The organism is Ilumatobacter coccineus YM16-304, from assembly GCF_000348785.1.
Classification (GTDB): Bacteria; Actinomycetota; Acidimicrobiia; order Acidimicrobiales; family Ilumatobacteraceae; genus Ilumatobacter_A; species Ilumatobacter_A coccineus.
Genome location: NC_020520.1, coordinates 3,437,659 through 3,463,289 on the forward strand (window position 1 = coordinate 3,437,659; position 25,631 = coordinate 3,463,289).

Annotated in this window: 20 protein-coding genes; 8 read left to right on the forward strand and 12 right to left on the reverse strand. The window is 68.3% G+C overall.

Going from position 1 to position 25,631, the window contains the following annotated elements; translation table 11 throughout:
• The first annotated feature begins 37 nt into the window (after positions 1-37).
• Together YM304_RS15465 and argG are read left to right on the forward strand one after the other, a co-directional pair.
• Positions 38-670, forward strand: coding sequence for a hypothetical protein (locus tag YM304_RS15465; RefSeq protein WP_015442643.1), 633 nt, complete (start codon positions 38-40; stop codon positions 668-670).
• A gap of 138 nt (positions 671-808) precedes the next feature.
• Positions 809-2,134, forward strand: coding sequence for an argininosuccinate synthase (gene argG / locus YM304_RS15470; protein WP_015442644.1), 1,326 nt, complete (start codon positions 809-811; stop codon positions 2,132-2,134).
• Positions 2,135-2,193: 59 nt separating this feature from the next.
• Here argG and YM304_RS15475 read toward each other — a convergent pair whose 3' ends face one another.
• Both YM304_RS15475 and YM304_RS15480 read right to left on the reverse strand, forming a co-directional pair.
• Entirely contained in the window at positions 2,194-2,907 is a 714-nt protein-coding gene (locus YM304_RS15475; RefSeq protein WP_015442645.1) for an SDR family NAD(P)-dependent oxidoreductase, read from the reverse strand.
• A gap of 67 nt (positions 2,908-2,974) precedes the next feature.
• Positions 2,975-4,033, reverse strand: coding sequence for a M20 family metallopeptidase (locus YM304_RS15480; protein WP_051071596.1), 1,059 nt, complete (start codon positions 4,031-4,033; stop codon positions 2,975-2,977).
• A 144-nt stretch (positions 4,034-4,177) separates the two neighbouring features.
• Between YM304_RS15480 and YM304_RS15485 the strand changes: the two genes are divergently transcribed.
• Genes YM304_RS15485 through YM304_RS15495 form a run of 3 tightly spaced genes read left to right on the forward strand, consistent with a single transcriptional unit; the run spans position 4,178 to position 8,314 of the window.
• The gene (locus tag YM304_RS15485; RefSeq protein ID WP_015442647.1) at positions 4,178-6,511 is read left to right on the forward strand and encodes a CocE/NonD family hydrolase; all 2,334 of its coding nucleotides are present in this window, start codon (positions 4,178-4,180) and stop codon (positions 6,509-6,511) included.
• 51 nt (positions 6,512-6,562) lie between these two features.
• On the forward strand, positions 6,563-7,393 hold the full coding sequence (locus YM304_RS15490; RefSeq protein ID WP_015442648.1) for a helix-turn-helix transcriptional regulator: 831 nt from the start codon (positions 6,563-6,565) through the stop codon (positions 7,391-7,393).
• A gap of 54 nt (positions 7,394-7,447) precedes the next feature.
• Positions 7,448-8,314 carry a YihY/virulence factor BrkB family protein gene (locus tag YM304_RS15495; protein WP_015442649.1) on the forward strand — a complete coding sequence of 289 codons (867 nt, stop codon included), beginning with the start codon at positions 7,448-7,450 and terminating at the stop codon, positions 8,312-8,314.
• A 114-nt stretch (positions 8,315-8,428) separates the two neighbouring features.
• On the opposite strand, the gene ppgK is transcribed toward YM304_RS15495, so the two are convergent.
• The 7 genes from ppgK to YM304_RS15530 form a co-directional block, all read right to left on the reverse strand.
• Positions 8,429-9,178, reverse strand: a complete 750-nt coding sequence (gene ppgK, locus YM304_RS15500; RefSeq protein ID WP_015442650.1) for a polyphosphate--glucose phosphotransferase — start codon at positions 9,176-9,178, stop codon at positions 8,429-8,431.
• A gap of 24 nt (positions 9,179-9,202) precedes the next feature.
• A complete protein-coding gene (locus tag YM304_RS24820; protein WP_015442651.1) occupies positions 9,203-11,311 on the reverse strand; it encodes a CSLREA domain-containing protein in 2,109 nt (702 codons plus the stop codon).
• Positions 11,312-11,418: 107 nt separating this feature from the next.
• The gene (locus tag YM304_RS15510) at positions 11,419-13,470 is read right to left on the reverse strand and encodes a CSLREA domain-containing protein (RefSeq protein WP_162142085.1); all 2,052 of its coding nucleotides are present in this window, start codon (positions 13,468-13,470) and stop codon (positions 11,419-11,421) included.
• A 123-nt stretch (positions 13,471-13,593) separates the two neighbouring features.
• Positions 13,594-14,826, reverse strand: a complete 1,233-nt coding sequence (locus tag YM304_RS15515) for an acyl-CoA dehydrogenase family protein (RefSeq protein ID WP_154723486.1) — start codon at positions 14,824-14,826, stop codon at positions 13,594-13,596.
• Positions 14,827-14,966: 140 nt separating this feature from the next.
• Positions 14,967-15,836 (reverse strand): 2Fe-2S iron-sulfur cluster-binding protein, encoded by an 870-nt coding sequence (locus YM304_RS15520; RefSeq protein WP_015442654.1) that lies wholly within the window; start codon positions 15,834-15,836, stop codon positions 14,967-14,969.
• Positions 15,833-17,581 (reverse strand): NAD(P)H-dependent oxidoreductase subunit E, encoded by a 1,749-nt coding sequence (locus YM304_RS15525; RefSeq protein WP_015442655.1) that lies wholly within the window; start codon positions 17,579-17,581, stop codon positions 15,833-15,835. The genes YM304_RS15520 and YM304_RS15525 overlap by 4 nt, the downstream gene beginning before the upstream one ends.
• Positions 17,581-19,578, reverse strand: a complete 1,998-nt coding sequence (locus YM304_RS15530) for a formate dehydrogenase H subunit alpha, selenocysteine-containing (protein WP_015442656.1) — start codon at positions 19,576-19,578, stop codon at positions 17,581-17,583. The genes YM304_RS15525 and YM304_RS15530 overlap by 1 nt, the downstream gene beginning before the upstream one ends.
• Positions 19,579-19,764: 186 nt before the next feature.
• On the opposite strand from YM304_RS15530, the gene YM304_RS22775 reads away from it, so the two are divergent.
• Positions 19,765-20,889 (forward strand): L,D-transpeptidase family protein, encoded by a 1,125-nt coding sequence (locus tag YM304_RS22775; protein ID WP_015442657.1) that lies wholly within the window; start codon positions 19,765-19,767, stop codon positions 20,887-20,889.
• Between the two features lie 101 nt (positions 20,890-20,990).
• On the opposite strand, the gene YM304_RS15540 is transcribed toward YM304_RS22775, so the two are convergent.
• The 3 genes from YM304_RS15540 to YM304_RS15550 form a co-directional block, all read right to left on the reverse strand.
• Positions 20,991-21,491 (reverse strand): DUF2231 domain-containing protein, encoded by a 501-nt coding sequence (locus YM304_RS15540; RefSeq protein ID WP_015442658.1) that lies wholly within the window; start codon positions 21,489-21,491, stop codon positions 20,991-20,993.
• Between the two features lie 42 nt (positions 21,492-21,533).
• Positions 21,534-22,145 (reverse strand): hypothetical protein, encoded by a 612-nt coding sequence (locus YM304_RS25305; RefSeq protein ID WP_015442659.1) that lies wholly within the window; start codon positions 22,143-22,145, stop codon positions 21,534-21,536.
• Positions 22,146-22,249: 104 nt separating this feature from the next.
• Entirely contained in the window at positions 22,250-23,044 is a 795-nt protein-coding gene (locus YM304_RS15550; RefSeq protein WP_015442660.1) for an LLM class flavin-dependent oxidoreductase, read from the reverse strand.
• Positions 23,045-23,107: 63 nt separating this feature from the next.
• Between YM304_RS15550 and YM304_RS22780 the strand changes: the two genes are divergently transcribed.
• Together YM304_RS22780 and YM304_RS15560 are read left to right on the forward strand one after the other, a co-directional pair.
• Positions 23,108-23,911, forward strand: a complete 804-nt coding sequence (locus YM304_RS22780; protein ID WP_015442661.1) for an arylamine N-acetyltransferase family protein — start codon at positions 23,108-23,110, stop codon at positions 23,909-23,911.
• Between the two features lie 54 nt (positions 23,912-23,965).
• Positions 23,966-25,618 carry a hypothetical protein gene (locus tag YM304_RS15560; RefSeq protein WP_154723487.1) on the forward strand — a complete coding sequence of 551 codons (1,653 nt, stop codon included), beginning with the start codon at positions 23,966-23,968 and terminating at the stop codon, positions 25,616-25,618.
• Positions 25,619-25,631: the final 13 nt, after the last annotated feature.

Genomic DNA, 25,631 nt, shown 5'->3' on the forward strand with positions numbered 1-25,631 from the left:
CGACTTCGGATGCAGCCGACCGGTAGCGTCGCTGCCGATGACTGTCGATCTCCCACCGCCGGTTCCCGACGCGCGGACGCCGCGGTCGGGTCCGCCGGCGGTGCCCTACGGGGTGCGGCCGGGCGATCTCACGCTCACGTGGCGGTTCGTCGTGATGTTCGGGTGGATGTTCGCGTTCTTCGCCTACGCCGCCGTGTGGCAGGCGAGCGTGCAGTTGGGGATCGCCACCTGGTGGCTCGGACCCCGTTCGCAGCCCACGCCGCTGCTGATCCGGATGATCCCGTTCTTCATCGTCATCGTCGGTGGCATGGCGGCGGTGTACAACGTGCGCCGTCTCAGCCACGTCTCGATCGGCGTGGCTCTCGTGTCGGCGCTCGTCGCACTCCCCGACTTCTCACGTTCGGTCGGACTCGCCGTGGTCGAACTCCTGATCTCAGGATCGTTGGTCGTGTTGAGCGTCGCCTCGCTGGCGGGCCGCTACCGGCTCGCACTCGCCGAACCGGGCGCGAACCAGATGACGGGGCCCGCTCAGGGCAACGGCTCGGACCACGTGACCGAGCCAGACCGAGTGAACGAGCCGGCACAGGCGAACGGGGTGGCGACGGGCGACGCGCCGAGCTCGTCGGAGGCCTGGGCGAGGCCCGCACCGCCGTCGTCCGGGTCACACTGACCCTCCGTCGGACTCGCGGACACGTCGGCGCCCGGCGTCACCTCCGTCAGCGCCGACCCTGGCAGATAGCGTCTCAGCCGCATGACTGACGCAACCAACACCAACGCGGCACAGGATCCCGTCGACGCCACCACTGCGATGAACACGAACGTGTTGATGTCGCTTCCGGTCGGCGAGCGCGTCGGGATCGCTTTCTCCGGCGGGCTCGACACGAGCGCCGCCGTCGCCTGGATGCGTCAGCGGGGGGCGATTCCGTTCACCTACACCGCCGATCTCGGTCAGTACGACGAGCCCGAACTCGACACGGTGCCCGACCGGGCGAAGGTCTACGGCGCCGAGGAGGCTCGCCTCGTCGACTGCCGCGACGAGCTCGTGCGCGAGGGGCTCATCGCCCTGCAGTGCGGCGCCTTCCACATCCGCACCGCCGGCAAGACGTACTTCAACACCACGCCGCTCGGGCGCGCCGTCACCGGCACGCTGCTCGTCAAGGCCATGCAACAAGACGGCGTCGACGTGTGGGGCGACGGCTCCACCTACAAGGGCAACGACATCGAGCGCTTCTACCGCTACGGCCTGCTCGTCAACCCGGCCCTGCGGATCTACAAGCCGTGGCTCGACCCGCAGTTCGTCGACGAGCTCGGCGGCCGCCAGGGAATGAGCGACTTCCTCGTCTCGAACAGCCTCCCGTATCGCGACCCGTCGGAGAAGGCGTACTCGACCGACGCCAACATCTGGGGTGCTACGCACGAGGCGAAGGCGCTCGAAGAACTCGACACGTCGATGGAGATCGTCACCCCGATCATGGGCGTGGCGCACTGGGACCCAGCGGTCACCATCGAGCCCGAAGACATCCGCGTGTCGTTCGAGGAGGGCTGGCCGGTGGCGATCAACGGCGAACGGTTCGACTCACAGGTCGCCCTCGTGCTCGAAGCGAACGCGATCGGCGGACGTCACGGCCTCGGCATGAGCGATCAGATCGAGAACCGCATCATCGAAGCGAAGTCGCGCGGCATCTACGAGGGCCCCGGCATGGCGCTGTTGCAGATCGCCTACGAACGGCTGCTCACAGGCATCCACAACGAGAACACCCTCGAGAACTACACCACGATGGGCCGCCGACTCGGCCGCCTGCTGTACGAGGGCCGCTGGTTCGACCCGCAGAGCCTCATGCTACGCGAGCCGCTGCTCCGCTGGGTCGGCTCGGCCGTCACCGGCGACGTCACGATTCGTCTGCGCCGCGGTGACGACTACTCGATCGTCGACACGACGAGCCCGAACCTCACCTACGAGCCAGATCGCCTCTCGATGGAGCGCGTCGAGGACGCTGCGTTCGGCCCACTCGACCGCATCGGTCAGCTCACCATGCGCAATCTCGACATCGCCGACACGCGCAACAAGCTCGACGTGTACCGCAACGTCGGCACGCTCACGTCGGGCGACATCACCCCGGCACTCGATCGCTGAACGCAGCCTGCAGCTGCCTGCTTCCGCCACGTCGTCGACAAGGGAGGCACCCGGCTCCTTCAGAGGTGCGGTTCGAGCCGACAGGCCACGTTGAGTTGCGCCACCGACGCCGTGTTCGGCAGCGCGATGGTGGTGGCGACCAGTTCGGCGAGGTCGTCGGGATCGATCATCGTCTCCTGGTCGATGCCGAACTCCGACGTCATGTCGGTGGAGACGAACCCGGGGCACAGCGACATCGCGCGGATGCCGTCGTCCCAGCCGGCCTGTTTCGTCGCCTCGGTGAGCGCCATCACCGCGTGCTTGGTCATCGCGTAACCGGGTGCGAATGTGCCGGCGACCCGCACGCCCGACAGCGACGCGACGTTGACGACGCGACCCGACCCGCATGATCGCAGGTGCGGAAGCGCCGCCTGGATGAGCCGAAGTGGGGCCTTCACGTTGACCTCCCACATCGCGTCGAGGCCGTCGTCGGTGAGATCCTCGAGTGACGCCTCGTCGAGGATGCCGGCGTTGTTGACGAGCACGTCGAGCGAACCGAATCGTTCGACGGTGGCGGCGATCCACGCTGCGCCCGTGGCTGGGTCGGTGGCGTCGAAATGGTGCGTCAGCACCCGATCGGCGTCGAGGCCCGACATCGCCTCGTCGAGCGCATCGACCGAGCGACCACCGACGCTCACTCGATAGCCCGCGGCGTGGAGTCGGCGGGCGACAGCGCGACCGATACCACGGTTCGCGCCGCTGATCATCACGGTTCGGGTCGACGGGTCCAACATCCCAGCGACCGTACCCGCACGCTCCCCCACCCGCCGTCAAACGGTGTCAGACACCCGATGATGCGGGTCAGGACTGGATGGCGGCGACGAGGTTGGCGATGAGGGCGGCTCGTTCGGGCATGGTGGCGACGACGACGTGTTCGGTGTCGGCGTGTGCGCCGCCTCCGACCGCCCCGAGGCCGTCGAGTGTCGGGACGCCGATCGCCGCGGTGAAGTTGCCGTCGCTCCCGCCACCGACCGCGATGCCGTCGATGCCGGGTGCCACCTCCTGAGCGAGCGGGAACAGTGTGGCCGACGCCGATTCGGGCATGGGAGGGCGGCCGATCGCACCCAGCACTTCGATCGACGCGTCGGACACGGCGGGCGACAACGCCGCCATCGCCGCTTCGACGCGCTGCTTCTCGTCGGCCGACTCGACGCGCACGTCGACGCGGATGCGGGCCTCGGCGGGCACGACGTTGTCGGTGGTACCGGCGGTGGCGACAGTGGGCGTGACCGTGGTGCCGACCGACTCGTCGCCGAACCGGTTGATCTCGAGGACCTGGTGCGCCGCCTCGACCAGGGCGTTGATGCCGTTCTCGGGTTCGAGTCCGGCGTGCGCGGCACGCCCTCGAACGATCACCTCGAAGGTGCCGCAGCCCTTGCGCCCCGTCTTGAGCGTGCCGCCGTCGGCCGATGGTTCGAGCACCAGCACGTTGCCGCATGCCGTCGCCCGTTCCTCGATCAACTCGCGCGAGTGGTGCGAGCCGACTTCCTCGTCGGAGCTGAACAGCAGCTCGACGCCCGAGGTGTCGTCGAGCCGGGCCAGGCCGTGGAGTGCCTGCACGATGCCGCCGAGCATGTCGAACACACCGGGGCCGGTGGCGACGCCGTCGGTCACGTCGAAGGGCCGCTCGGCGAGGGTTCCCATCGGGAACACGGTGTCGTGATGGCCGAGGAGCAGCACCTTCGGGGTGCCGCCACCCTTCCAGTGGACGTGCGGGCCGACCGGGCTCTCGACGAGTTCGGTGGTGCCGCCCAGGTGGCGTTCGATCATCGCGGCGAGTGCCTCGGCCGACCTGGTGACGGCATCGACGTCGAGCGACGGCGACTCGATCTCGACCAGTTCGCGCAGATCACCGAGCATCGCATCGAGGTCGAAGGCGTCGGGTGCGATCGGGTTGGCAGCGAGGTTCGTCACGACCGAGAAGGTTACGCCGCGCCAGGAGTCGCGGAACCAACTCTCGACGACGAATGCGCGCGCCGCCGCGAGGCACGCGAGGATGCGCCGATGCAGCGTCGTGTGTTCGGTCCGTTCGTGGCGATGGCGTTGGCCGTCGCCGCGTGTTCGAGCAGCGGAGACGGGGCCGACCAGAACGACGACGCCGCGGTCACGACGCCGACCGACGCACCGACGACCGATCCGGCGACCGACCCCGAACCCGAACCCACGACGGTCGACGAGCCCGAACCCGAACCCGAACCTGCGGTGATCGAACTCGACGTGCGCGCCGGTGTCGAGCAGATCACCTTGAACGGAGCCACACCCGGCACCACGATCGACGTGATGGCCGGCGACGACACGGTCGCATCCGGGGCCGTCGACGACTTCGGCACGTTCATCGCCAGAGGGCTCGACGCCGACCTGGATCACCGACTCCGTACCGACGACGGCGTCACCGAACCGATCGACGTCCTCGCTCGCGACGAGCATCCCGACCCCGCGTTCTACGCCGAGCAACGACTGCCCGCACCAGGTTTCGGCTACCTCGAGACCCGCGACGGCACGCTGCTCAGCGTCAACGTCGTCTTGCCCGGCCCCGCCGAGGACGGGCCGTACCCGACGGTCGTCGAGTACTCCGGCTACTCGGTGAGCAACCCGAACGGAGGCGGCTTCAAGGATCTGTTCCCGCCGCTCGGCTACGCCTACGTTGCGGTCAACATGCGCGGCAGCGGCTGCAGCGGCGGTTCGTTCCGATTCTTCGAGTACACGCAGAGCACCGACGGCTACGACGTGATCGAAGCGGTCGCCGCACAGCCGTGGGCGCTGAACAACCGGGCCGGCATGGTCGGCATCTCGTACCCCGGCATCAGCCAACTCTTCGTCGCTCAGACGCAACCGCCGAGCCTCGCTGCGATCACGCCGCTTTCGGTGCTCGACGACAGCTATCAGGGGAACCTCTACCCCGGCGGCATCCTCAACACCGGCTTCGCCGTCGAGTGGACCCAGGACCGCCTCGACGACGGCCGCCCCGCGATCGACCCGTCCGGCGAGTTGACCGACGAGGGGCAGGGCTGGGTCACCGACCAGATCCTCGCCGGCGACGAGGTGTGTGCCGCCAACCAGTCGGAGCGACTCCAGAATCCCGACGTCGTCGCCGAGATCATGGACACGCCGTACTACACGACCGAACTCGGCGACGAGATCGCGCCGCGCACGTTCGTCGATCAGATCGAGGTCCCGACCTTCATGTCGGGCGCCTGGCAAGACGAACAGACCGGCGGACGATTCCCGACGATGATCCCCGAGTTCACCGGCACCGACCAGCTCTACGTCTCGCTGCTCAACGGGCTCCACACCGAGTCGATCAGCCCCGCGGTGTTCCCGCGGTTGATCGAGTTCCTCGAGCTGTACGTGGCCGAGCGCACGCCCGACCTCACCACGACCCGACTCGTCGCCCCCATCCTCGCCGAGGGCATCTTCGGCACGAGCGACTTCGTGTTGCCGACCGACCGGTTCGCCGGAATGGAGTACGCCGACGCGCTCGCCGCCTTCGAAGCCGAGCCCTCGATCGAGATCCTGTTCGAACAGGGTGCGTCCGACGGGGCGCCACCGCTGACACCGCTCGCTCGCTACACCGCCGGCTTCGACGAGTGGCCGATTCCGGGCACCGTGGCGACACCGTTCCACCTCGGCCTCGACGGCAATCTGCTCGAACAGCCCGAGACCACCGATGGGAGCATCGAGTACCTCGCGCTCCCCGATGGCGTGCCCGCCACGTTCTGGGACGGCAACTCCTCCGACCTGTGGCGCACCGACGTGGTCTGGGACTGGCAGGAGCCCGCCCCCGGCACGTTCGCCGACTTCGTGAGCGCGCCGCTCGCCGACACCCTCGTGATGATCGGCTCCGCATCGGCCGACCTGTGGGTGAGCAGCAACCTGGGCGACACCGACCTGGAGGTCACGCTCACCGAGATCCGTCCCGATGGCAACGAGGTGATGGTCCAATCGGGCTGGCTACGCGCGAGCCACCGGGCGCTGCTCGACGACGAGTCGAGCGAGCTCCGCCCGGTCCGCTCGTATCTCGAGGCCGACCTCGCGCCGCTCCCGGATCCCGACGGCGACGACCCAGCGTTCTCGCTCGCCCGCGTCGAGATCCTGCCGTTCGCGCACACCTTCCGAGCGGGCTCGCAGATCCAGCTGATGGTCGACGCGCCGGGCGGCAATCGGGCCACCTGGGTGTTCGACACGATCAGCGGCGGCGAGCGGGTGGAGATCGGCGTCGGGCCGGACTTCCCGTCGCGGCTCGTCCTGCCCGTGGTTCCCGGCGTCGACGCTCCCGAGACCTACCCGGCGTGCGATTCGCTCAAGGGTCAGCCCTGCCGGCCGACCGGGGAATCCTGAGCACCAGGCTCGCCACTCCGGATCGCTCCCCCGTCTGTTTGACTGGTGCCCGTGAGTGGGGGTGCTGACCATCGGAGAGAGCTCGCCGCGTTCCTGCGCGCCCGGCGCGAAGCGATCCGCCCCGAACAGGTCGGCCTGCCCGTCGGACGCGGCCGCCGAACGCCGGGCCTGCGGCGCGAAGAGGTCGCGCTGCTCGCCGGCGTGTCGGTCACGTGGTACACGTGGCTCGAACAGGGTCGACGGATCAACGCCTCCGACGACGTGCTGCTCGCGATCGGTCGAGCCCTCCGACTCGACGAAGCAGGTCAAGACCACCTGCTCGCGCTCACCGACCCCGGCACCGCCGACGTCGACGCTCCGGCTGAGGCACCGAGCGCCCTGACCCGGCTGCTCGACTCGCTGATGCCCGCCCCGGCATACGTCCTCGGCCCGCGCTGGGAGTTCGTCGCCTGGAACACGGCCCAGGAGCGCCTCTACCCACGCATCGTCGAACTGGAGCCGCCTCGACGCAACCTGCTGTGGGTGCTGTTCGCCGACCCGGCAACACGCGAGCTCATCATCGACTGGGACATCCACGCCCGACAGGCCCTCGCCGAGTTCCGCTCGGCGACCTCCGCCATCCGCCACGACGCTGCGATGACCGAGTTGATCGATCTGCTGTGCGAGGAGAGCGCAGAGTTCGCGGCCTGGTGGCCCGAGCACGATGTGTCGGGTTTCGAGACCCGGCTCCGCCGCTTCCAGCACCCGGCTGCCGGCGAGCTCACGTTCGAGTATCAGCAGCTCGCTCCGGTCGAGTGGCCGAGTCTGCGGGTGGTGGCACAGCTGCCCGTGCCCGACGACGACTCGGCGGAACGACTGTCGGTGCGCCACTACCTCGTCTGAACTCTGGGCCGAGGGACTCGGAAACTCGCCCTCGCCACGCCACACTCGACGGTGATGCGACAGTGGCTCGACAGGATGCTCGACCTCCGACTGGTGCGCGAGATCCGTGACGACGAATTGTTCGACCAGGCGGCGAGCGTCGCGTTCTGGCTCTTGTTGAGCCTCCCCGCGGCGCTGCTCGCCGCACTGTCGTCGGTGTCGCTGCTCGGCGACGGACTCGCCGACGAACTGCAGCGAGCGTCGCTCGAGTTCATCGACCGGGTGTTCACCAGCGAGGCCGAAACGCTCAAGGACTCCGTCAACGATCTGTTCAGTCGCAACCAGCCCGGTGTGTTGAGCGTGTCGATCGCGACGTCGATCTTCACGCTGTCGCGCGGTTTCGCCGGTCTGATCCGTGGCCTCGACCGGGTGTGCGACGTCGAGTCGGGCCGCAACTTCGCGCACACTCGGCTCCTCGCCGTCGGTCTGGCGATCGGCACGTTGTTCGCCGTCGCCGTGTCGACGGCGCTCTGGGCAGTGGGTGGCGCAATCGGCATCCCCACGATCATCCGGCTCCTCGGCGCGTTCGTCGTGCTGGTGATGTGGGCGGCCACCATCTTCCACATCGGTCCCAACCACCACACGCCGTGGCGCTACGACCTGCCCGGTGCGCTCGTCGCCGCGGTGGGCTGGCTGGTGCTCTCGCTCGCCTTCGGCTGGTACGTCCGCCTGATCGGCGGGGACGGCAACGAAGTGCTCGGCGCAGCGGGCGCATTGCTGCTCGGTCTCACGTGGTTGTGGGCGGTGTGCGTCGTGCTCCTGATCGGCGCCGAGGTCAACGAGATCCGCGCGTCGAGCGCCGGCGTCATCCAGGAGAGTCGCACGGTGCTCGGCCGGATTCGGGCGCGACGTTCGGGCTCCAGGTCATCGACCGACGGGTGACACCGAGCCGCGGGACGCACGGCGCAGAGCTCCGCTTGTTTCCCTTGGACCGGGACGAAAAGAAACATCCGCTTGTTTCCCTTGGACCGGGACGAAAAGAAACAAGCGGCCCGGCTACTTCGGTGCGATGAGCGCTGCGCCGACGATGCCGGCGTTGTTCTGCATCGCGGCCGGGACGATCTCGGTGGCGATCGAGATCTCCGGGAGCCACTTGTCGGCCCGCTTGCTGGCTCCGCCGCCGACGATGAAGAGGTTGGGCGAGAACAGCGCTTCGACGTGCTGCAGGTAGCGCTCGACCCGCGCCGCCCACTTCTTCCACGAGAGGTCGTCGCGTTCTCTCGCGCTCGCCGCGGCGCGCACCTCGGCGTCGTAGCCGTCGAGTTCGAGGTGCCCGAGTTCGGTGTTGGGAACCAGCATGCCGTCGACGAACAGGCCTGACCCGATACCGGTGCCGAACGTCAGCACCATCACGACACCGGCGCGCTCCCGACCGGCGCCGAAGCGCATCTCGGCGAGGCCGGCGGCGTCGGCGTCGTTGATCATGTGGACGTCGGCGGCGAGCGCGTCGGTGAAGACCTGATCGGCGTCGACGTCGAGCCACGACTCGTCGATGTTGGCGGCGGAGCCGACGACGCCGTTGCGAACGACGGCGGGGAACGCACAGCCGACGCTCCCGGTCCATCCATGGTGGGCGGCGAGCCGCACGACGACGTCGGCCATCGCGTCGGGGGTCGCCGGTTTCGGTGTGTCGATCCGGAATCGATCGGTGAGCAGTTCACCGGTCGTGATGTCGACGACGGCGGCTTTCATGCCCGATCCGCCGATGTCGATACCGAATGCCGCCGCTGCCCCGTGCTCAGTCACGGGCGACAACGTAGCGCCGACGGCTCAGCACGCCGCGCTGATCGAGCATCGCTCGGGCTTCGTCGGTCGATGCCGCACCGATGCGAGACCGTCGAGCGTCGACGGTGGCGCCGCCGGGACACTCGTCGTCGGGGCCGGACTCGTGACCACCGGTGCCGTCGTCGTGGTCGTGCTGGTCGGCGCCACGGTGGTCGTCGTCGTGCTGGTGGTCGTCGTGGTGGTGGTGGTCGGCGGAACGGTGCTCGTCGTGGTGGTGGTCGGCGGCACGCTCGTGGTCGTGGTGCTCGTCGTGGTGGTGGTCGTCGTGGTGGTGGTCGTCGTCGTGCTCGGTGGTCCGATGGCTCCGGGCGTGACCGATCGCCGCAGTGAGAACTCCGAGGTGCTGCCGTTCGGGTCGGTGACGAGCGCGCTGACGTACTCGCCGTCGGTCACCACGTACGGGTCGCCGACGTCGTCGCGGAACACGAACGTGGCCGTGCCACCGGTGGCCGTCGACGTGCCGAGCGAGCGCCGCCCGAGGCCGTACGCGGTTGCCGCCGTCGCCGTCTCGAAGAGTTCGACGGTGCATCCGGCGCAGGCGGTGACCGACACCCCGTCGGTCGTGGCCGAGGTGATCACGCCGTAGCTCACACCGTGCTGTACGAGCAGCGCGTTGGGGAAGTTCGTCGGCGTCCCGTCGGGAGACAGGTCGACCCCGAGGCCGGGACCGACGAACTCGATCGAGTTCCCGCGCAGCGTGTTGCCGAACACGGGGTAGATCCCGTCGCCCGGATTCTGGCTGTTCGGCCGTACGCCGATTCCCGTGTCGACCCGAGCGATGCGGTTGTCTTCGACGAGGTTGTCGATCGAACCGACTTCGATCAGCACGCCCCACTCCGTGTGTGCCGTCGACCCGGTCGTGCCGTCGGCGAGGACGCCGATGTGGTTGTCGCGCACGACGTTCGAGTGCGAGCCGCGCCAGATCTTGACGCCGACCTCGCTGCCGACGATGACGTTGTCGACCACCTCGTTGTCGTTGCTGTCGGGAGGGCAGAACGTGGCGCACAGGCCGCGACCTTCGAGGCCGACCCCGTACTCGCCGTTGCCGTGTTCCGAGGTGGCGATCGTGCCGGTCGGATCGGTGCCGATCAGATTGCCGGCGACGACGTTCAGTTCGGTGTCACCAGCGCCACCGTGTGCCTCGTGACCGAGCGCATCGTGCGAGATCTCGACACCCGAACCGCCGTTGCCCGAGATGACGTTGTTGCGGATGATGTTGCTGCTCGCGCCGTAGTTCAAGTCGATGCCGTGCGTGTGGTTCTTCAGCGCCGCGGTGCCCGACGGGTTCAGCCCGACGATGTTGTTCTCGATGATGTTGTCGTCGGATGCCGGGTTGAACACACCGACACCACGTCCCGACGAACCGGAGATGACGTTGCGGTTCGCGTTGCCGGGCGCCCCGATCCGGTTCGCGGCCGACCCTTGCTGAATGTGGACTCCGTCGCCCGACGTCGTCGACTGCGAGGCGACGAACGTGCCCGCCGCGTTGGTGCCGATGAAGTTGCCGACGATGAGGTTGCGGTCGGCGGTGACACTCGCCGAGCCGGCCCAGAACCGAATCGAGTTGTGGAAGTCGTAGAGGGCGAGGCCGCGGATCGTGTTGTCACTCGAACGGAAATCGAGGCCGACACTCGGTTGGCGGGCGACGCCTCGTACTTCGATGCGGATGTCGGCGTTGGACGCGTACGGGTCGGTGTTCGGCGACGAGTACGGCTGCGTGTAGCCGTCGATGGTGACGCCATCACCGGTGATGTACGGCAGTGCCGATGCGAGCTGGATCGTGTGCACCTGGCTGGACGAGCCGGGGATGTCGAACTCGATGGTGTCGTGTCCGGGGTTCGCGTTCGCTTCGACCATCGCGGCTCGCAACGTGCACACGGGGGACGCGCCACCGGTGCTGCACACCCCGTTGCCCGGGTTGGAGTCGGATGCGTCGGAGGTGGAGTTCACCGTGAAGGTGGCGCCCACCGCGAGTGCGAAGGGTTCCGACACCACGACGATCGCGAGCGAGGCCATCGACATCGACGCCAGCAGCGCCACGACGAAGCGCGCAACGGTCGGTCGAGCGCGCTGTGCCACTCTCCCTCCGCCCATGCGCGAAGCGTACTCAGCGACGCACAGTGTTCACGGGTCACGCTACGTGCTTGACCAACTCTTGACGGAGGCCGCTATCGGCTCGATCAGGCGATCATCGGCCCAGGTCAGCACGTACCGTCGAGCGTGCAGCGCACCGCCCGTACGTCGGCCGAGGCAGGTCCACGAATCATGAACATCGACGCCGACACGAGGGTGGTGGTGGTCGTGGTCGGGGCCATGGTGGTCGGCGGCAGCGACACCATCGACGTCGACGAGCCCGGCGAGATGGTCGTGGTCGGGCTGGCCGGTGGGGCGATCAGCCCGGCGGTCACGGTGTGGCGCAGCGAGTGTTCGGAGGTGTTGCCGGCGGCATCGGTCGTGTGGATGGCGACCTGCGATCCGGCGAGGACCACGTACGCGTCGACGGGGTCGGACCGGAACGTGACGGTCACGTCGCCGGCAGCATCGGCGGTTCCGTCGGCGACCCACCGCTCGCCTCGACCGTATGCCTCGAAACAGCCGGTGCACGCCGGCGTCGGCGTGACGAACACCTCGACCGTGCACCCGGCACACGTCGTGGCCGTGAGTGCGTCGGTCGTCACCTCGGTGACCACCGGGATCGCGATGCCGCCCTGCACGTCGGCAGTGGGCGGATCGTCGGGACCCGAGCTGAAACCGCCGGCGCTGAGGTCGATGCCGAGGCCCGGTCCGATGTCGCGGATCGAGTTGCGGCTGAGTGTGTTGCCGTACGTGGGGAAGCTCGCGTCCTCGGGGCACACGACGTCGCTCGCGAGACACTCGCTCGGGAAGTCGTTGTCGGGTTTGATCATGACGCCGCGCGGCACGCCGGCGATCGTGTTGCGTTCGACCCGATTGTCGAACGCTCCGGCCTGGATCAGCACGCCCCACGTGGTGGCGGCCGACGACTCGGCAGGCGACCCGTCGGCGAGGACACCGATGATGTTGTCGACGACGAGGTTGTCGTTCGCACCCTTCCAGAACATGACGTCGGCGTTCGAGCCGACGACGACATTGCCGGCAGCGAGGTTGCCCGAGATGTCGACCGGGCACGAATCGGCACAGCGCGGCTTGCCTTCGAAGTTGATCCCGAACTCGCGGTTGCCGGCATAGATCGGTGCCGCCGAACCGTCGGGCACGGTGCCGATCAGGTTGTTGACGACCTGGTTGCCGGTCGTGACCCCGGTGCCCACGTTGTGCGAGATCTCGATGCCGGAGAGTTCGCTGCCGGCGACCACGTTGCCTTCGCCGGGGTTCCAGCCGCCGACCACGTTGTAGCTGGCGTTGAAGTTGATGTCGATGCCGTGACCCCAGTTGGTCAGGCGAGCCGATCCGTCGGGGGTGAGCCCGAAGAGGTTGTTCTGCACGAGGTTGAACTGCGTACCCGAGTCGAACATGGCGACGCCCTTGTCGGCGTTGCCGGCGAACAGGTTGCGGTTGGCAGCGCCGGGCATCCCGATGCGGTTCGCCGAGGCGCCGCGCTCGATGTGCACGGCGTTGGCGTTGGTCTGGCGGGCGACCTGACCGAACGTCGCCGACGCGTCGGTGCCGAGGAAGTTGCCGACGACCCGGTTGTCGTGCGCCGCCGAACCGAAAATGCGGATGTGGCGGACGAAGTCGAACATCGAGACGCCGGTGATGACGTTGTTCGCCGATCGGATGTCGAACCCGTCGATCGCATCGGGCCCTCGGCCGCGTATCTCGATCATGAGCACGGCGTCGGTGCCCGTGGCAAGCGTGTTGGGCGATGCGCCCGGCTGGCTGTACCCGTCGATGGTCACCCCTGCCGGGTCGTCGATGCGCGGATACATCGACGCCGGGTCGAGACGGTGCGGGCCAGGCCCGGGGATCGCGAACTCGATCGTGTCGTGCCCGGGCCGGGCGTCGGCCTCGTCGAGCGCCGCACGCAAGGTGCACACCGGCGTCGCCCCACCGGTTCCGGTGTCACAGATGCCATCGCCTGGCGCCGCGTCGACGTCATCGGCGGTCGAGTCGACGACGAAGACGATCCCGGCAGCTTCGATCGTCGGGTTGGTGTGGGCGGCGACTCCGACGCTCGCGAACACGAGTCCGGCGACGAGCGCAGCGCGCGCTCGTGCCGCTCCTCCCCGTCGGCCAGACGCCGAACGTCTCGGGGACGCCACCCGCTCCGCAACCATCACGCGCGAGGGTAACGAACCCGTCTCCCGTCGCCGCCGTTGTGACCACCGTCTGCCCATTCGGCCGTCACGCGACTCGGCTCGGCGCTCGACTGCTGCGCCGACGTTGTGACGACGTGCTGGTCAGACCGCCAACTTACGCGCCTCCGACCAACTCAAGCCGCGCTCGACGTTCGGCTCTCGAGGCAGGCCGAGCACGTGCTCGGCGACGATGTTGCGTTGCACGGCGAACGTGCCGCCACCGAGGGTCAGCGCCGGCGAGAACAGGAAGCCGTAGTGCCAGATCGGATCGACGTCGGGGAACGGAGAATCGCTCGCCGAGAAGTTGTTCTCGGTCGGCGCACCCTGCATCGACGACGGCACCACACCGGCGGGACCCGAACCGGTGAGCATGCCGGTGGCTCCGGCGACCGCTTTCGCCAAGGCGAGCACACGTTGGCCGTGATCGTCGGCCATGATCTTCTGGATCGAGGCTTCGGGCCCCGGGGTCTTGCCCTGGAGCGTGGCGCTGAGGCTGCGGAACCTGTTGAGCCGCAGCAACTCGGCCTCGATGTACACCGAGGCCGCTTCGTCGCGGAGCACCGGGTCGTCGATGCCGCCGCCGTCTCGGATGAGACCGAGCAGATGCTCGGCCGAGGGGCCCACGCCCCACATCGATCCGGCCGACGACAACGACACGCGCTCGTTCGAGAGCGTCACCTTCGCGAGTCGCCAACCGTCTCCCTCGTCACCGACCAGGTTCTCGGCAGGGATGCGGACGTTGTCGAAGAACACCTGGTTGAACGAGTGCGCCGTCGTCATGTCGACGATCGGGCTCATCGCGAGCCCCTCGGCATCCATCGGCATGATGAAGTACGAGATGCCCTTGTGCTTCGGCTGATCGGGATCGGTGCGCGCGATCAAGATGCCGAACTGCGAGTGGTGAGCGCCGCTCGACCAGATCTTCGACCCGTTGATCACGTACTCGTCGCCGTCACGAACCGCCCGTGTGGCCAGGTTTGCCAGGTCGGAGCCGGCATCGGGTTCGGAGAACAGTTGGCACCAGATCTCTTCACCGCTGAAGATCTTCGGGAGGTAGCGAGCGTGCTGCTCGGGCGTACCGGCGAGCAGGATCGTCGGGGCGGCCCACCCGATGCCGATGGCGTTGCTCGGCCGCGAGATTCCGGCCTTCGAGAGTTCGTCGTCGATGACGAGTTGCTCGATCGGCCCGGCAGCGAGCCCCCACGGTTCGGGCCAGTGCGGCACGACGTAGCCGGCGTCGGCGATCGTGCGACCCGTCGGGTTCGGGTTCGCTGCGATCCACTCGCGGACGGCGAGTCGGGCGGGATGATCGTCGGGTGGCAGGTCGAAATCCATCGCCGTCAGTCTCGCCCACTTTTTGGAGCGCCCCCGAATCGGCGACCGCTGAGCCAGCTCGATTCCGGTCGCCAGATCCGACGCCCGGACGGTTTGTCTCTGAGACAAAGCGTCCGGCGAGTCGGTCACCGCGTCGATCGTCAGGTCGCCGATACGTACTTCCAGCCGAAGCGACCCTTCACGCACAGATGTCCGTGGGTGACCGAGTGATCGGCCGGGCTGGTGACCTTGACGATCTCGTTGTCTTGGACGTGCAGTTCGAGGTTGCAACCGACCCCGCAGTACGAGCACACGGTGCGGGTCACGGTCTGTTCGTCTTCTCGCCACTCCCCCGCGCGTCGGAGATCGAACTCGGTCTTGAACTGCAGCGCGTTGGTGGGGCACACCCCGATGCAGTTGCCGCAGTAGACGCACGCCGAGTCGGGCAGCGTCACGTCGAACTCCGTCGAGATCCGGTTGTCGAACCCGCGCCCCGACATGGCGATGGCGAACGTGAACTGCGCTTCCTCGCCGCACGCGTCGACGCACTTGTAGCAGAGCACGCACTTGTCGTAGTCACGGATGTAGAGGTCGTCGTCGATCTTGACGTCCTGGTCGAATCGAGCGTGATCGGTCGCATAGCGCGTGATGTCGGCGTCGTAGCGCTCCGACATCGCGTTGATGGCGGGCGCTTCACTGAGATCGTTGGTCGTGCCGAGGAACTCGAGCACCATCTTGCGCGAGTGCCGGACCCGTTCGGAGTCGGTCTGGATCTCCATGCCGTCTTCGGCCGGTCGCGAACACGCGGGAACGAGGGTCCGGTTCCCTTCGACCTCGACCACGCACACCCGGCAGGCGTTGACCGGCGTGAGGTTCTCGGCGTAACAGATCGTCGGGGTGTCGACGCCGTGCGCCGTGCACGCGTCGAGGATCGTGTCACCAGCCGGCACGGTGACGCTGGCGCCGTCGATGGTGACGCTCACCGTGGTGTCGGCGAGCGCGGGGTCGAGGCTGCTCCAGTCGGTGGTCATGGTGTTCCTCCGATGAGGCCGAGGCGGATCGCCGACTGCACCGCGCCGGCCGCGGTGTGACCGAGCCCGCAGATCGAGGCATCGGCCATGGCTCGGGCGATGTCGTCGACGAGTTCGTGTCGCTCGGGACGCAGCGCCGCACCCGAATCGCGGAGTTCGACGAGCACCTCGTGCTGTCGGACGACACCGACCCGACAGGGCACGCATTGACCGCACGACTCACCGCGGAAGAACTCGGCGATGCGGAGCACGAGCGACATGAAGTCGACCGAGTCGTCGAACAGCGTCACCACGCCCGAACCGAGCGTGGTGCCGCGCTCGCGTGTGTCTTCGTGGGTGAGCGGCATGTCGAGTTGATCAGCGCCGACGAAGGTCCCCGCAGCACCACCCATCAAGATCGCGCGGGTGGTTCCGGTGGCACCGCCGGCGAGTTCGATCAGGTCGCCCAGCGTGGTGCCCATCGCGACTTCGTACACGCCCGGGGCGGCGACGTGGCCGGACAGACAGAACAGTCGGGTGCCCGGCGACTTCTCGGTCCCCTCGAGCCGGAACGTGTCGGGTCCGTGCTCGGCGATGTACATCGCACTGAGGAGGGTCTCGGGGTTGTTGACGGCGGTCGGTTCGCCGAACAGTCCGTGCGTCGACGGGAAGGGTGGCTTGTTGCGCGGCTCGCCACGGAACCCTTCGATCGACTCGATCAGGGCCGTCTCCTCGCCGCAGATGTACGCGCCTGCCCCGCGCCGCAGTTCGATGTCGAACGCCTGACCGCTTCCGAGCACGTCGCCACCGAGCAGCCCGGCAGACCTGGCCTCGTCGATCGCGTGGCGCAGGCGTCGGGTCGCCAACGGGTACTCGCCACGGATGTAGATCCAACCGTGCTCGGCCCCGACGGTGAGCCCGGCCAGCGTGAGCCCTTCGATGACCGAGAACGGGTCGTTCTCCATCACCACACGGTCCTTGAACGTTCCGGGCTCCGACTCGTCGGCGTTCGCGATGACGTGCTTCGAGCGGCCGTGCTCGTCGGCGACGCCGCGCCACTTGATCGCCGTGGGGAACGCCGCGCCGCCGCGACCGGTGAGTCCGGCGGCGCGGATCTCGTCGATCATCGCGTCGGGACCGATGTCGATCGCGCGGGCGAGGGCCGCGTAGCCGCCGTGTTCGCGGTACGACGCCAACGACGTCGGGTCGACCACACCGACCCGCTTCAGCAGACGTCGGACGCTCGCGCGGTGTGGCGCGGCGGGCTGGCCGCTGGTGTCGGCCGGCACGTGATCGGGTTCGCCTCGGCCCTGCACGAACCGGGCCGGTGCTCGCTCGCACTGTCCCAGACAGGGGCCCCGGTGCACCTGCTTGCCCTCGGCCTCGAGCTGCTGTGCGAACTGCTCGGCGCCGGCGATGTGACACGCCGTGTCGATGCACACGTGATGCACCGAGTCGGTGTGGCCCGGGTCGTCGGTGCGAAACATGTCGTAGAACGTGGCGACGCCGTACCCCTCGGCGGGAGGCACCTGCAGCACGTCACACAGGTAGTTCAGACCTCCCGGGCTGATCCAGCCGACTTCGGCTTGGAGCGCGTGCAGGCCTGGCAGCAGAAGGTGTCGCCGAGCCTTGCGACGCGCCATGCCGCCTCGTACCAGGCGTTCGGTCACCCGAACCACCGCGTGATCGTCGGCGGTGAGCACCGCATCGACCGCCCCTCGCTCTGCGTCGGTCGAATGGTCGACCGTGAGCTTGAGGTCGGCCATCAACGCACTCCTTCGGCGGGCAGTTTGTCGATGCGGATCGAGGCCGCCTTGAACTCCGACGTGCCCGAGCGCCGGTCCCATGCGTCGTTGGTCAACACGTTGACGTCGACGAGTTCGGGAAAGTGGAACGTCGTGAAGGTGAGCCCTTCGGGAATGTCGGGCTGGATCCGGATCGCCATCTCGATCGCGCCGCGTGGCGACGACACCTTGACGACTTCACCGTCGACGACGCCGGCGGCCGCCGCATCGGCCGGGTTGAGGTCCAGCGCCTCGCCGTACCGGATCGGTGACGTGAAGCCGCCCGACTGCACCCCGGTGTTGTACGAGTCGAGCGAACGACCCGTGGTGAGGCGGAGTGGAAACTCGGCGGTCAACTGCTCTTTCGGGCCTTCGTGCTCGACGACCGAGAACGGAGCCGGCTCGCGTCCGCCGAGGTCGTGCTCCCACAACCATCCGTGGAGGAACGGCGAGCCCGGGTGATCATCGGTCGGGCAGGGCCACTGCAAGCCGCCTTCGGACTCGAGTCGGTCGTACGACATGCCGGCGTGCAATGGCGACAGCGAACGGAGCTCGTCCCAGAGCGCTTCGGGCTCGCTCGTGCCGAGGTCGACGCCGAGCCGATCGGCGAGCGCCACCATGATGTCGACGTCGTGGCGCGCCTCACCCGGAGGAACGACGGCGCCGCGCACCCGCTGGACCCGCCGCTCCGACGACGTGACCGTTCCGTCGGACTCCGCCCACGCGACCGAGGCCGGGAACACGACGTCGGCGAGTTCGGCGGTGCGGGTCATGAAGATGTCTTGCACCACGAGGCAGTCGAGGCCGCCGAGCAGTTTCCGAGCGTGCTGGATGTCGGCTTCGGAATCGGCGGGGTTCTCGCCGACCACGTACGCCGCGGTCATCTCGCCGCGCTCCATCGCTTCGAACATCAGCGTCAGGTGGAGACCCGGTGTCGGGTTGAGCGACGTGCCGTAGACCGCCTCGAACTTGGCGCGTTCGGCGTCGTCGTCGACGCTCTGGAAGCCCGGCAACTTGTCGGGCAGCGCGCCCATGTCGCCGCCGCCCTGCACGTTGTTCTGCCCGCGGAGCGGAACGAGGCCCGATCCCCACCGTCCGACGTGGCCGGTGAGCAACGCCAGGTTGCACAGCGACAACACGTTGTCGACGGCGTTGTGATGCTCGGTGATGCCGAGCGTCCAGAGAATCTGCGACTTGTCGCCGGTGGCGTAGGCGTGCGCCAGCTCGCGGATCGCGTCGGCCGGCACGCCGGTGATCTCGGCAGCGACGTCGAGCGTGTACGGCTCGACCGATGCGGCGAACTCCTCGTAGCCCTGCGTCGAGTGCGCGATGAACTCCTCGTTCGTCAACCCGGCGTGGATGATCTCGCGGGCGATGCCGTTGGCGAGGGCGATGTCGGTACCCACGTCGAGGCCGAGCCACAGGTCGGCGAACTTCGACGACGAGGTGCGGCGCGGGTCGACGCAGTACATCGAGGCGCCATTCTTGACTCCTGTGAGGAGATGGTGGAAGAAGATCGGATGCGCCTCGCGCGCGTTCGATCCCCAGAGGACGATCACGTCGGCCTCCTCGATCTCCTCATACGAGACGGTTCCCCCGCCTGCTCCGAACACTGTCGCCAGACCGACGACGCTGGGAGCGTGTCAAGTCCGGTTGCAGGAGTCGATGTTGTTCGACCCCATCACCATGCGGGAGAACTTCTGCGCGAGGTAGTTCACCTCGTTGGTGGCCTTCGAGCACGAGAACATGCCGAACGCATTCGGATTGGTGCCGTCGGCGATCCGGGTGCGCGCCGCGCCGAGGCCCGCTGCCGCACGGTCGAGCGCTTCGTCCCAAGTCGCGGGTCGGAGTTCACCGCCGTCGCGGACCATCGGTGTGGTCAGACGGGGGAGACCCGGCCGACTCATCTTCTCGTGGTGCGGCACCTTCGAACCCTTCGGCATGGGGGTCAATTTAGTCGGGGGGACCTCTCGACCCATGCCGGGCGTTCGGCACGCTCCGACGACTGGACCGTCATCCGCCGACCGGGCGGGCGAGGCACCGTGACCTGGCGTGACTTGGCGACACATGGCGTGACCTGGCCAGGCGTGGTGTGACGCGCCGAAACGAAACATTCACCGACGCGCGCGGTCGCCCACCACCTCGATTCGTTAGGATCACCCAACATGCGTGACGACTGGAACGAGGGAGACGGCGCCGTGCTCACCACCGCTCCGCCGGCTCCTCCCGCCGACCGCCCCGCCCCTCGATTCGACAAGCCGGTCGAACAACGCAGGCGCGAGTTCGCGCTCGGCGTCGGTTCGATCGCGATCCTCGGCGCCGCAGCGATCGGCATCGTCGTCACCGGTGGCAGCGACGGCTCCGACGAGTCACTGCTCATCAACGACACTCCCGCAGCCGGCGCCGAAGCCGCTGCCGACCTCGACGCTGCCTCCGAGATCATCTCCGCGACCGAGAACAACGACGAGGCGTTCGTCGAGATGATCGACGTCGAACTCGCCGGCATCACCGACCCCGATCCCGAAGGCGAGGAAGGTACCGCGTCGCGCGCCGACGGCGGTTGCACGATCGGAGCACTCTCGCTCCGCCTCGGAGCGTCGGGAGACGGCGTCGTCTGCTTGCAGAACGCCTTGGCCGACGCCGGCTTCTTCGACGGGACCGCCGACGGAGAGTTCGCGCAGTCGACCTTCGACGCCGTGCAGGCGTACCAACTCGCCGAAGACCTGTTCGTCGACGGCGTGGTCGGACGCGAGAGCGCCGTGTCGCTCGACATCTGGCCCGACGAAGAATCCCTCGTCACCCGCACCCCGGCGCCCGAACCCGGCGCCGTCGACTTGTGGGGTGTCGAACTCTCACCGGTCGCCTCGGCCGGCGACGACGCGCCGCCGCTTCCCGAGAACTCCGGCTCCGGATACCGCGTCGTGTACGACCGTGCCGGCCAGCGGGTGTGGGCCGTCGACGGCGAAGAGCGCATCATCCGATCGTGGCTCGTGTCGGGCAGCACCTACACCAACGAGCGGCCCGGCACGCACACCGTGTACAGCCGCAGCGAGGTCTCGACCGCCTGGAACGGCAAGGCCTACCTGCCGCTGATGATCCGGTACCAGAAGACCGAACGCGGCAACATCGGGTTCCACGGCATCCCCACGAAGGTGTCGACCGGCGAGGTGTACCAGACCACCGAGGAACTCGGCACTCGTCTGTCGGGTGGCTGCCAGCGTCAGCACAACACCGACGCACAGTTCCTCTGGGGCTTCGCCCCCGTCGGCACCACCGTCGTCGTCACCTGAGGCCCGAGCCACCCAGCACCGCCGCTCGCTTCGTCGAGTGAGCTCGTCGCTCGACCAACCTGGTGATTTCCATCCGGGATGGAAATAACCAGGTTCGAATCTCAGCCGAGCTTCCAGCGACTTTCGGCGCCGGCATGACCGGTGCGGATGAGCCAGATCGTCGCCGCGATGGCGATCACTGCGGCGAGGATGCTGAGGCCGAGCGCCACCGGGTCCTTGCTCGGTGTCACTGCGCCAGCCGACAGCGACGTGGCAGGAGCCGAACGAATCTGCCGATCGCGCACGAACAGGCCGGCGGTCACCACCAGCCAGACCAACGTGATCACGAACGTCTGCTCGCCGAGCTCCGAGTGGCGGTCGACGTTGCCGAACACGTTCTGCGCGTTCTGCGCCGCCTCCCCCGACTCCTTGGCGACGAACAACATCGCTGCGAGCGCGAACACGCCGGCGGTCATCCCCCACGACGCTCGCTCGCGCCAGTCGGATCGGAGTGCGAACACCACCGCCACCACCGCTGCGATGGGAAGCAGCACGATCGGTGCGTGCACCGCGAACGGATGCGTCGGCACCCCGAAGAACTCGTCGAACAGACCTGCGAACATGCGGCGAAGCTAGCCCACTTGGCACGTGAGCCGAGGCCGCGGTCAGGAGACGGTGATGTCGAGACGCTGCCCGGCTCCGGCGTGGCTGTTGGAGCCGCCGCCGAGATTGCACACGAGGACGTAGCTGCCGGGAGCGAGGTCGACGACCAGCTCCGCACTGCTCTGCGACCCAACTCGCGCCGTGCGACCGATGAGCGCGCCGGTCGGCAACTGCTCTTCGATGACCGTTCCGCCCTCTTCGAGCGGAAGCGAGTCGTAGCTCTCACCGGCGATGACCACGAGCTCGTGGGGGAAGCTGCCGTTGTTGACGGCGTTGAACGTGATCGTGCCCGCTGCGTACTCGGTCGGCGCCGCGATCTCCCACTCGGTCAACGTCGCCTCGATCACCTCGCCGGCGGCTTCCGGCTCCGGTTCCGGCTCGAGTTCGGGCTCGGGCTCGGGCTCGAGTTCCGGCTCGGGCTCGGGCTCGAGTTCCGGTTCGGGCTCGGGCTCAGCGGCGGTCTCGGGCACCGGCTCGGGTTCGGCCTCCGGAGCGGGCTCGACCTCGGGGGCGAGCTCGTCGTTCGAGGCGTCGTCGGATCCCCCGCCACACGCACTCACGAGCAGTGCTCCGGCGAGGATGGCAGGCAGGATCCGGTGAGTACGTGAACGCATGGCGGCCAGGGTAATTTGCCGGGCCTCGAAACCGCGGGCACCCTCGGCGATTCCGGCAACCGGCGCATCCCTCGGTCCGGGTCCGCGGCAAGCAACGTTCGCCGTCACGACCGTTCGTGGAGGCCGGCGAATCGGCTCGCGATGGCGGCATGGTCGAAGGGCGCCGACACACCGAGGATCAGGCGATCGCACCCGGCAGCACCCAGCCCGTCGATGTCCAGATCGTCGGCGTGGAGCCAGTCGAGCACGCTGACCTCGAAGCTCGCTGGTCGCACCTCGGCGAGGCGCCGAAGCAGCTCGTCGGTGCGCTCCGTGGCGCGGATGTTGACGCCATCGGCCACCTCCACCGCCGCAGCGATCGTCGCCCAGGCCGATGCCCCCACGATGATCGGCGGGCACGGCGAGCCGTCCACCACGCCGTCGAGGCCGTCGAATCCGACGCCGGGGACCTCGAACGATCGCGCTCCCGACCAGATCGCCCGGAGCGCTCCGATCGAGTCGACGAGCACACGGCGTCGCTCGTCGGCCTCGGCGAGCACGGTGCCGATCGCGTCGTGCTCGACGGCGAACCGAGATCCTGGCGCAGCTCCCGACCCGACGCCGAGCAGAACGCGCCCCGGCGCCAGCGACTGCAGCGAGTTGACGGCGGACGCGAGTTGGGCCGGATGCCGATTGACCACGTTCGCCACCAGGATGCCGAGCCCGATGCGCGATGTGGCCACCGCCATGGCCCCCAGACACACGAACGGGTCACGCGACCACGGTTTCGACACGACCGACCCGCTGAAGTGGTCGGTCAGCCAGACGGCGTCGGCGCCCAGCGACTCGGCCAGCACGGCGACGTCGACCATGTGACGCACATCGGCGCCGAACGGATTGATGGCGAGATCGACGCGCACGTGGGCACGGTACCGGCGGCCGAGTTCTCCGAGATGTCGGCCGAGGCCTCTAGCGTGGAGGCGATGGCTGGTGGGTTCGACGTCGACGCATACCTCGAACGAATCGGACGCGAACGCCCGGCGGCCGCCGATGCGGCGACGCTCGGCGATCTGCAGTACGCCCACCTCGTGGCGGTGCCGTTCGAGAACCTCGACATCGTGTTCGCCGGCGGGGTGCCACACGATCGCGACGAGGCCGTCGGCAAGATCCTGCGTGGCCGCGGCGGATGGTGCTTCGAACTCAACGGAGCCTGCTCGATGCTGCTCGACGAGCTCGGATACGACGTCAAGCTCATCGGCGCTGCGGTGCTCCTCGACGGCCCGAGCAAGGTGCTCGACCACCTCGCACTCGAGGTCACCCCCCGTGAGAGCGACGGAGACGCCGAGGTCGGGGCGCCGATGCTCGTCGACGTCGGCTTCGGCGACACCTTCGTTCGCCCCCTCGAGCTGAATCGATCGGGACCGCAAGACGGCGGCACGAACGACTTCGAATTCATCCCGAGCCCGCAGGGCACCACGCTCGCCGAGGTGGTCGACGGGATTCCCGAGGCCCGCTATCGGTTCAAGCGCGTGGCGCACCGCTTCGACGACTTCGCCCCGGCCGCCTCATCGATGCAGCGCGACCCGGCGAAGCACTGGCGGTCGAAACCGTTCGCCACTCGCCTGCTCGGCAACGGCACCGACCGGGTGACCCTCACGCACGACACGCTCAAGTTCCGTCGGGCCGGCACTCAGACCGAGCAACCGGTGGCACGCCACGAGTGGGACGACGCGCTCGGCGAATGGTTCGGCGTCGAACGGCCCGGCCCGTGGCCCGACGCGACGTGAATCGAGCTGCGCCACGCCTCGCCGGTCGTGACCGGCAAGACTGTCGCCAGACTCATGACGAACCACACCGAGAACCCCACGCCGATGCCCGCTCCGCGCGCTGACACCCCGTCGTGGTGGCGGCGCAGCTGGGTCGCATTCGGGGCGTGCCTCGTCCCGGCCGCGGTGCTCGCTGCCTGTTCACTCGGTGGCGACGACGATGCGGCGACGAGCGATGCGGTCGACCTCACCGCCGACGCCGAGATCGCAGCCACGTCGACGCCAGCCGCAGACACGACGACCAGCGACACCGCGACCAGCGACACCGCGACCAGCGACACGGCGACCGACGCCACGACCACGGCAACGCCGACCACCGAGCCCGACACGACCTCGGTCGCCACCGACGTGCACGGCATCTCCTTCGCCGCCGACATCGAACCGATCATCACCACGAGTTGCGCGAACTGCCACACCGGCAACGGCCCCGGCACGCAGCACGTCATCATGGACACCGCCGGCGTGGTGGCCAAGGCGTCGGTCGGCATCGAGTTCGTCACCCGCACCGGCTTCATGCCGCCGTGGCCCGCCTCCGACGAGAGCGTCGCGTTCGAGCACGATTGGAGTCTCACCGACGACCAGATCGCACTGCTCGCCGACTGGCACGAGGCCGGAGCCCCACTCGACGTCGCCGAAGATCACGTCATCGCACCCGCATCCGGACAGACCGTGCGACTCACCGACCCCGACGTCGCCGTGCTGTCGCAGGGCGCGTACGACGGCAAACTCGGCCAGGACGACGAGTATCGCTGTCTGATCTACGACCCCGAGTTCGACGGTCCCGGCTTCGTCACCGGCATGGACTTCCAACCGCAGCAGGAGCAGGTCGTCCACCATGCGGTCGGCTTCCTGCTCAGCGCCGACGACCGCGCGGCCCTCGAAGCGATCGACGCCACCGACGGCAACGGCGGCGGCTGGACCTGCTTCGGCTTCTCCCCCGCGCCCAGCGCCGACCTGATCTACGCGTGGGCTCCTGGCCAGGCAGCCTCGCGATACCCCGAGGGCAGCGGCCTCCACCTCGACGACGGCGACTTCTTCGTCATCCAGACGCACTACCACTTCGACGTCGAGGCGCCCGCCGATCAGTCCACCCTCGCCCTCGACTGGACACCCGAAGACGAAGGGGCCGACCTCGACCGCGTCGACATCACGGTCTACACCGGCCCCGCCGAGGTGCCGTGCTCATCCGACGAGGCGGGCCCGCTGTGCGACCGCGACGCGGCGATCGCGCTCGCGCGGGAGAAATACGGCCCGGGCGGAGTGCTCGCCGACGGGATCCTCGCGCTGTGTGGCCAGACGCCTGCCGACTACGCAGGCTTCACCGACGGCTACTCCGAGTCGAGCTGCGACCTCCGCGCCGGTGCGAGCGGCGAGTTGGTGTCGGTGTTCGGGCACGAACACGAAGTCGGCGCCAGCTTCCGCATGACCCTCAATCCGGGCACACCGGAGGAGCTCGTGGTGCTCGACATTCCCGACTGGGACTTCGACTGGCAGCTGAACTACGAACCGACCGACACGATCGTGATCGAGCGCGACGACGTCGTGCGACTCGAGTGCTCGTGGGACCGGGCACGCCGCGACCCGACGCTCGAACCGGCGTACATCGTGTGGTCCGACGGCACCGACGACGAGATGTGCTTCGCGTCGATCGTCACGCGCCCGATCTGAGTCGAGGCGCTGC

Excerpts from the sequence above, each read along its gene's own strand:
- YM304_RS15465 (WP_015442643.1), top strand. The coding sequence starts at position 38 with ATGACTGTCGATCTCCCACCGCCGGTTCCCGACGCGCGGACGCCGCGG.
- argG (WP_015442644.1), top strand. The coding sequence starts at position 809 with ATGAACACGAACGTGTTGATGTCGCTTCCGGTCGGCGAGCGCGTCGGG.
- YM304_RS15475 (WP_015442645.1), bottom strand. The coding sequence starts at position 2,907 with ATGTTGGACCCGTCGACCCGAACCGTGATGATCAGCGGCGCGAACCGT.
- YM304_RS15480 (WP_051071596.1), bottom strand. The coding sequence starts at position 4,033 with ATGCTCGGTGATCTGCGCGAACTGGTCGAGATCGAGTCGCCGTCGCTC.
- YM304_RS15485 (WP_015442647.1), top strand. The coding sequence starts at position 4,178 with ATGCAGCGTCGTGTGTTCGGTCCGTTCGTGGCGATGGCGTTGGCCGTC.
- YM304_RS15495 (WP_015442649.1), top strand. The coding sequence starts at position 7,448 with ATGCGACAGTGGCTCGACAGGATGCTCGACCTCCGACTGGTGCGCGAG.
- YM304_RS24820 (WP_015442651.1), bottom strand. The coding sequence starts at position 11,311 with ATGGGCGGAGGGAGAGTGGCACAGCGCGCTCGACCGACCGTTGCGCGC.
- YM304_RS15510 (WP_162142085.1), bottom strand. The coding sequence starts at position 13,470 with ATGGTTGCGGAGCGGGTGGCGTCCCCGAGACGTTCGGCGTCTGGCCGA.
- YM304_RS15515 (WP_154723486.1), bottom strand. The coding sequence starts at position 14,826 with ATGGATTTCGACCTGCCACCCGACGATCATCCCGCCCGACTCGCCGTC.
- YM304_RS15520 (WP_015442654.1), bottom strand. The coding sequence starts at position 15,836 with ATGACCACCGACTGGAGCAGCCTCGACCCCGCGCTCGCCGACACCACG.
- YM304_RS15525 (WP_015442655.1), bottom strand. The coding sequence starts at position 17,581 with ATGGCCGACCTCAAGCTCACGGTCGACCATTCGACCGACGCAGAGCGA.
- YM304_RS22775 (WP_015442657.1), top strand. The coding sequence starts at position 19,765 with ATGCGTGACGACTGGAACGAGGGAGACGGCGCCGTGCTCACCACCGCT.
- YM304_RS15540 (WP_015442658.1), bottom strand. The coding sequence starts at position 21,491 with ATGTTCGCAGGTCTGTTCGACGAGTTCTTCGGGGTGCCGACGCATCCG.
- YM304_RS25305 (WP_015442659.1), bottom strand. The coding sequence starts at position 22,145 with ATGCGTTCACGTACTCACCGGATCCTGCCTGCCATCCTCGCCGGAGCA.
- YM304_RS22780 (WP_015442661.1), top strand. The coding sequence starts at position 23,108 with ATGGCTGGTGGGTTCGACGTCGACGCATACCTCGAACGAATCGGACGC.
- YM304_RS15560 (WP_154723487.1), top strand. The coding sequence starts at position 23,966 with ATGACGAACCACACCGAGAACCCCACGCCGATGCCCGCTCCGCGCGCT.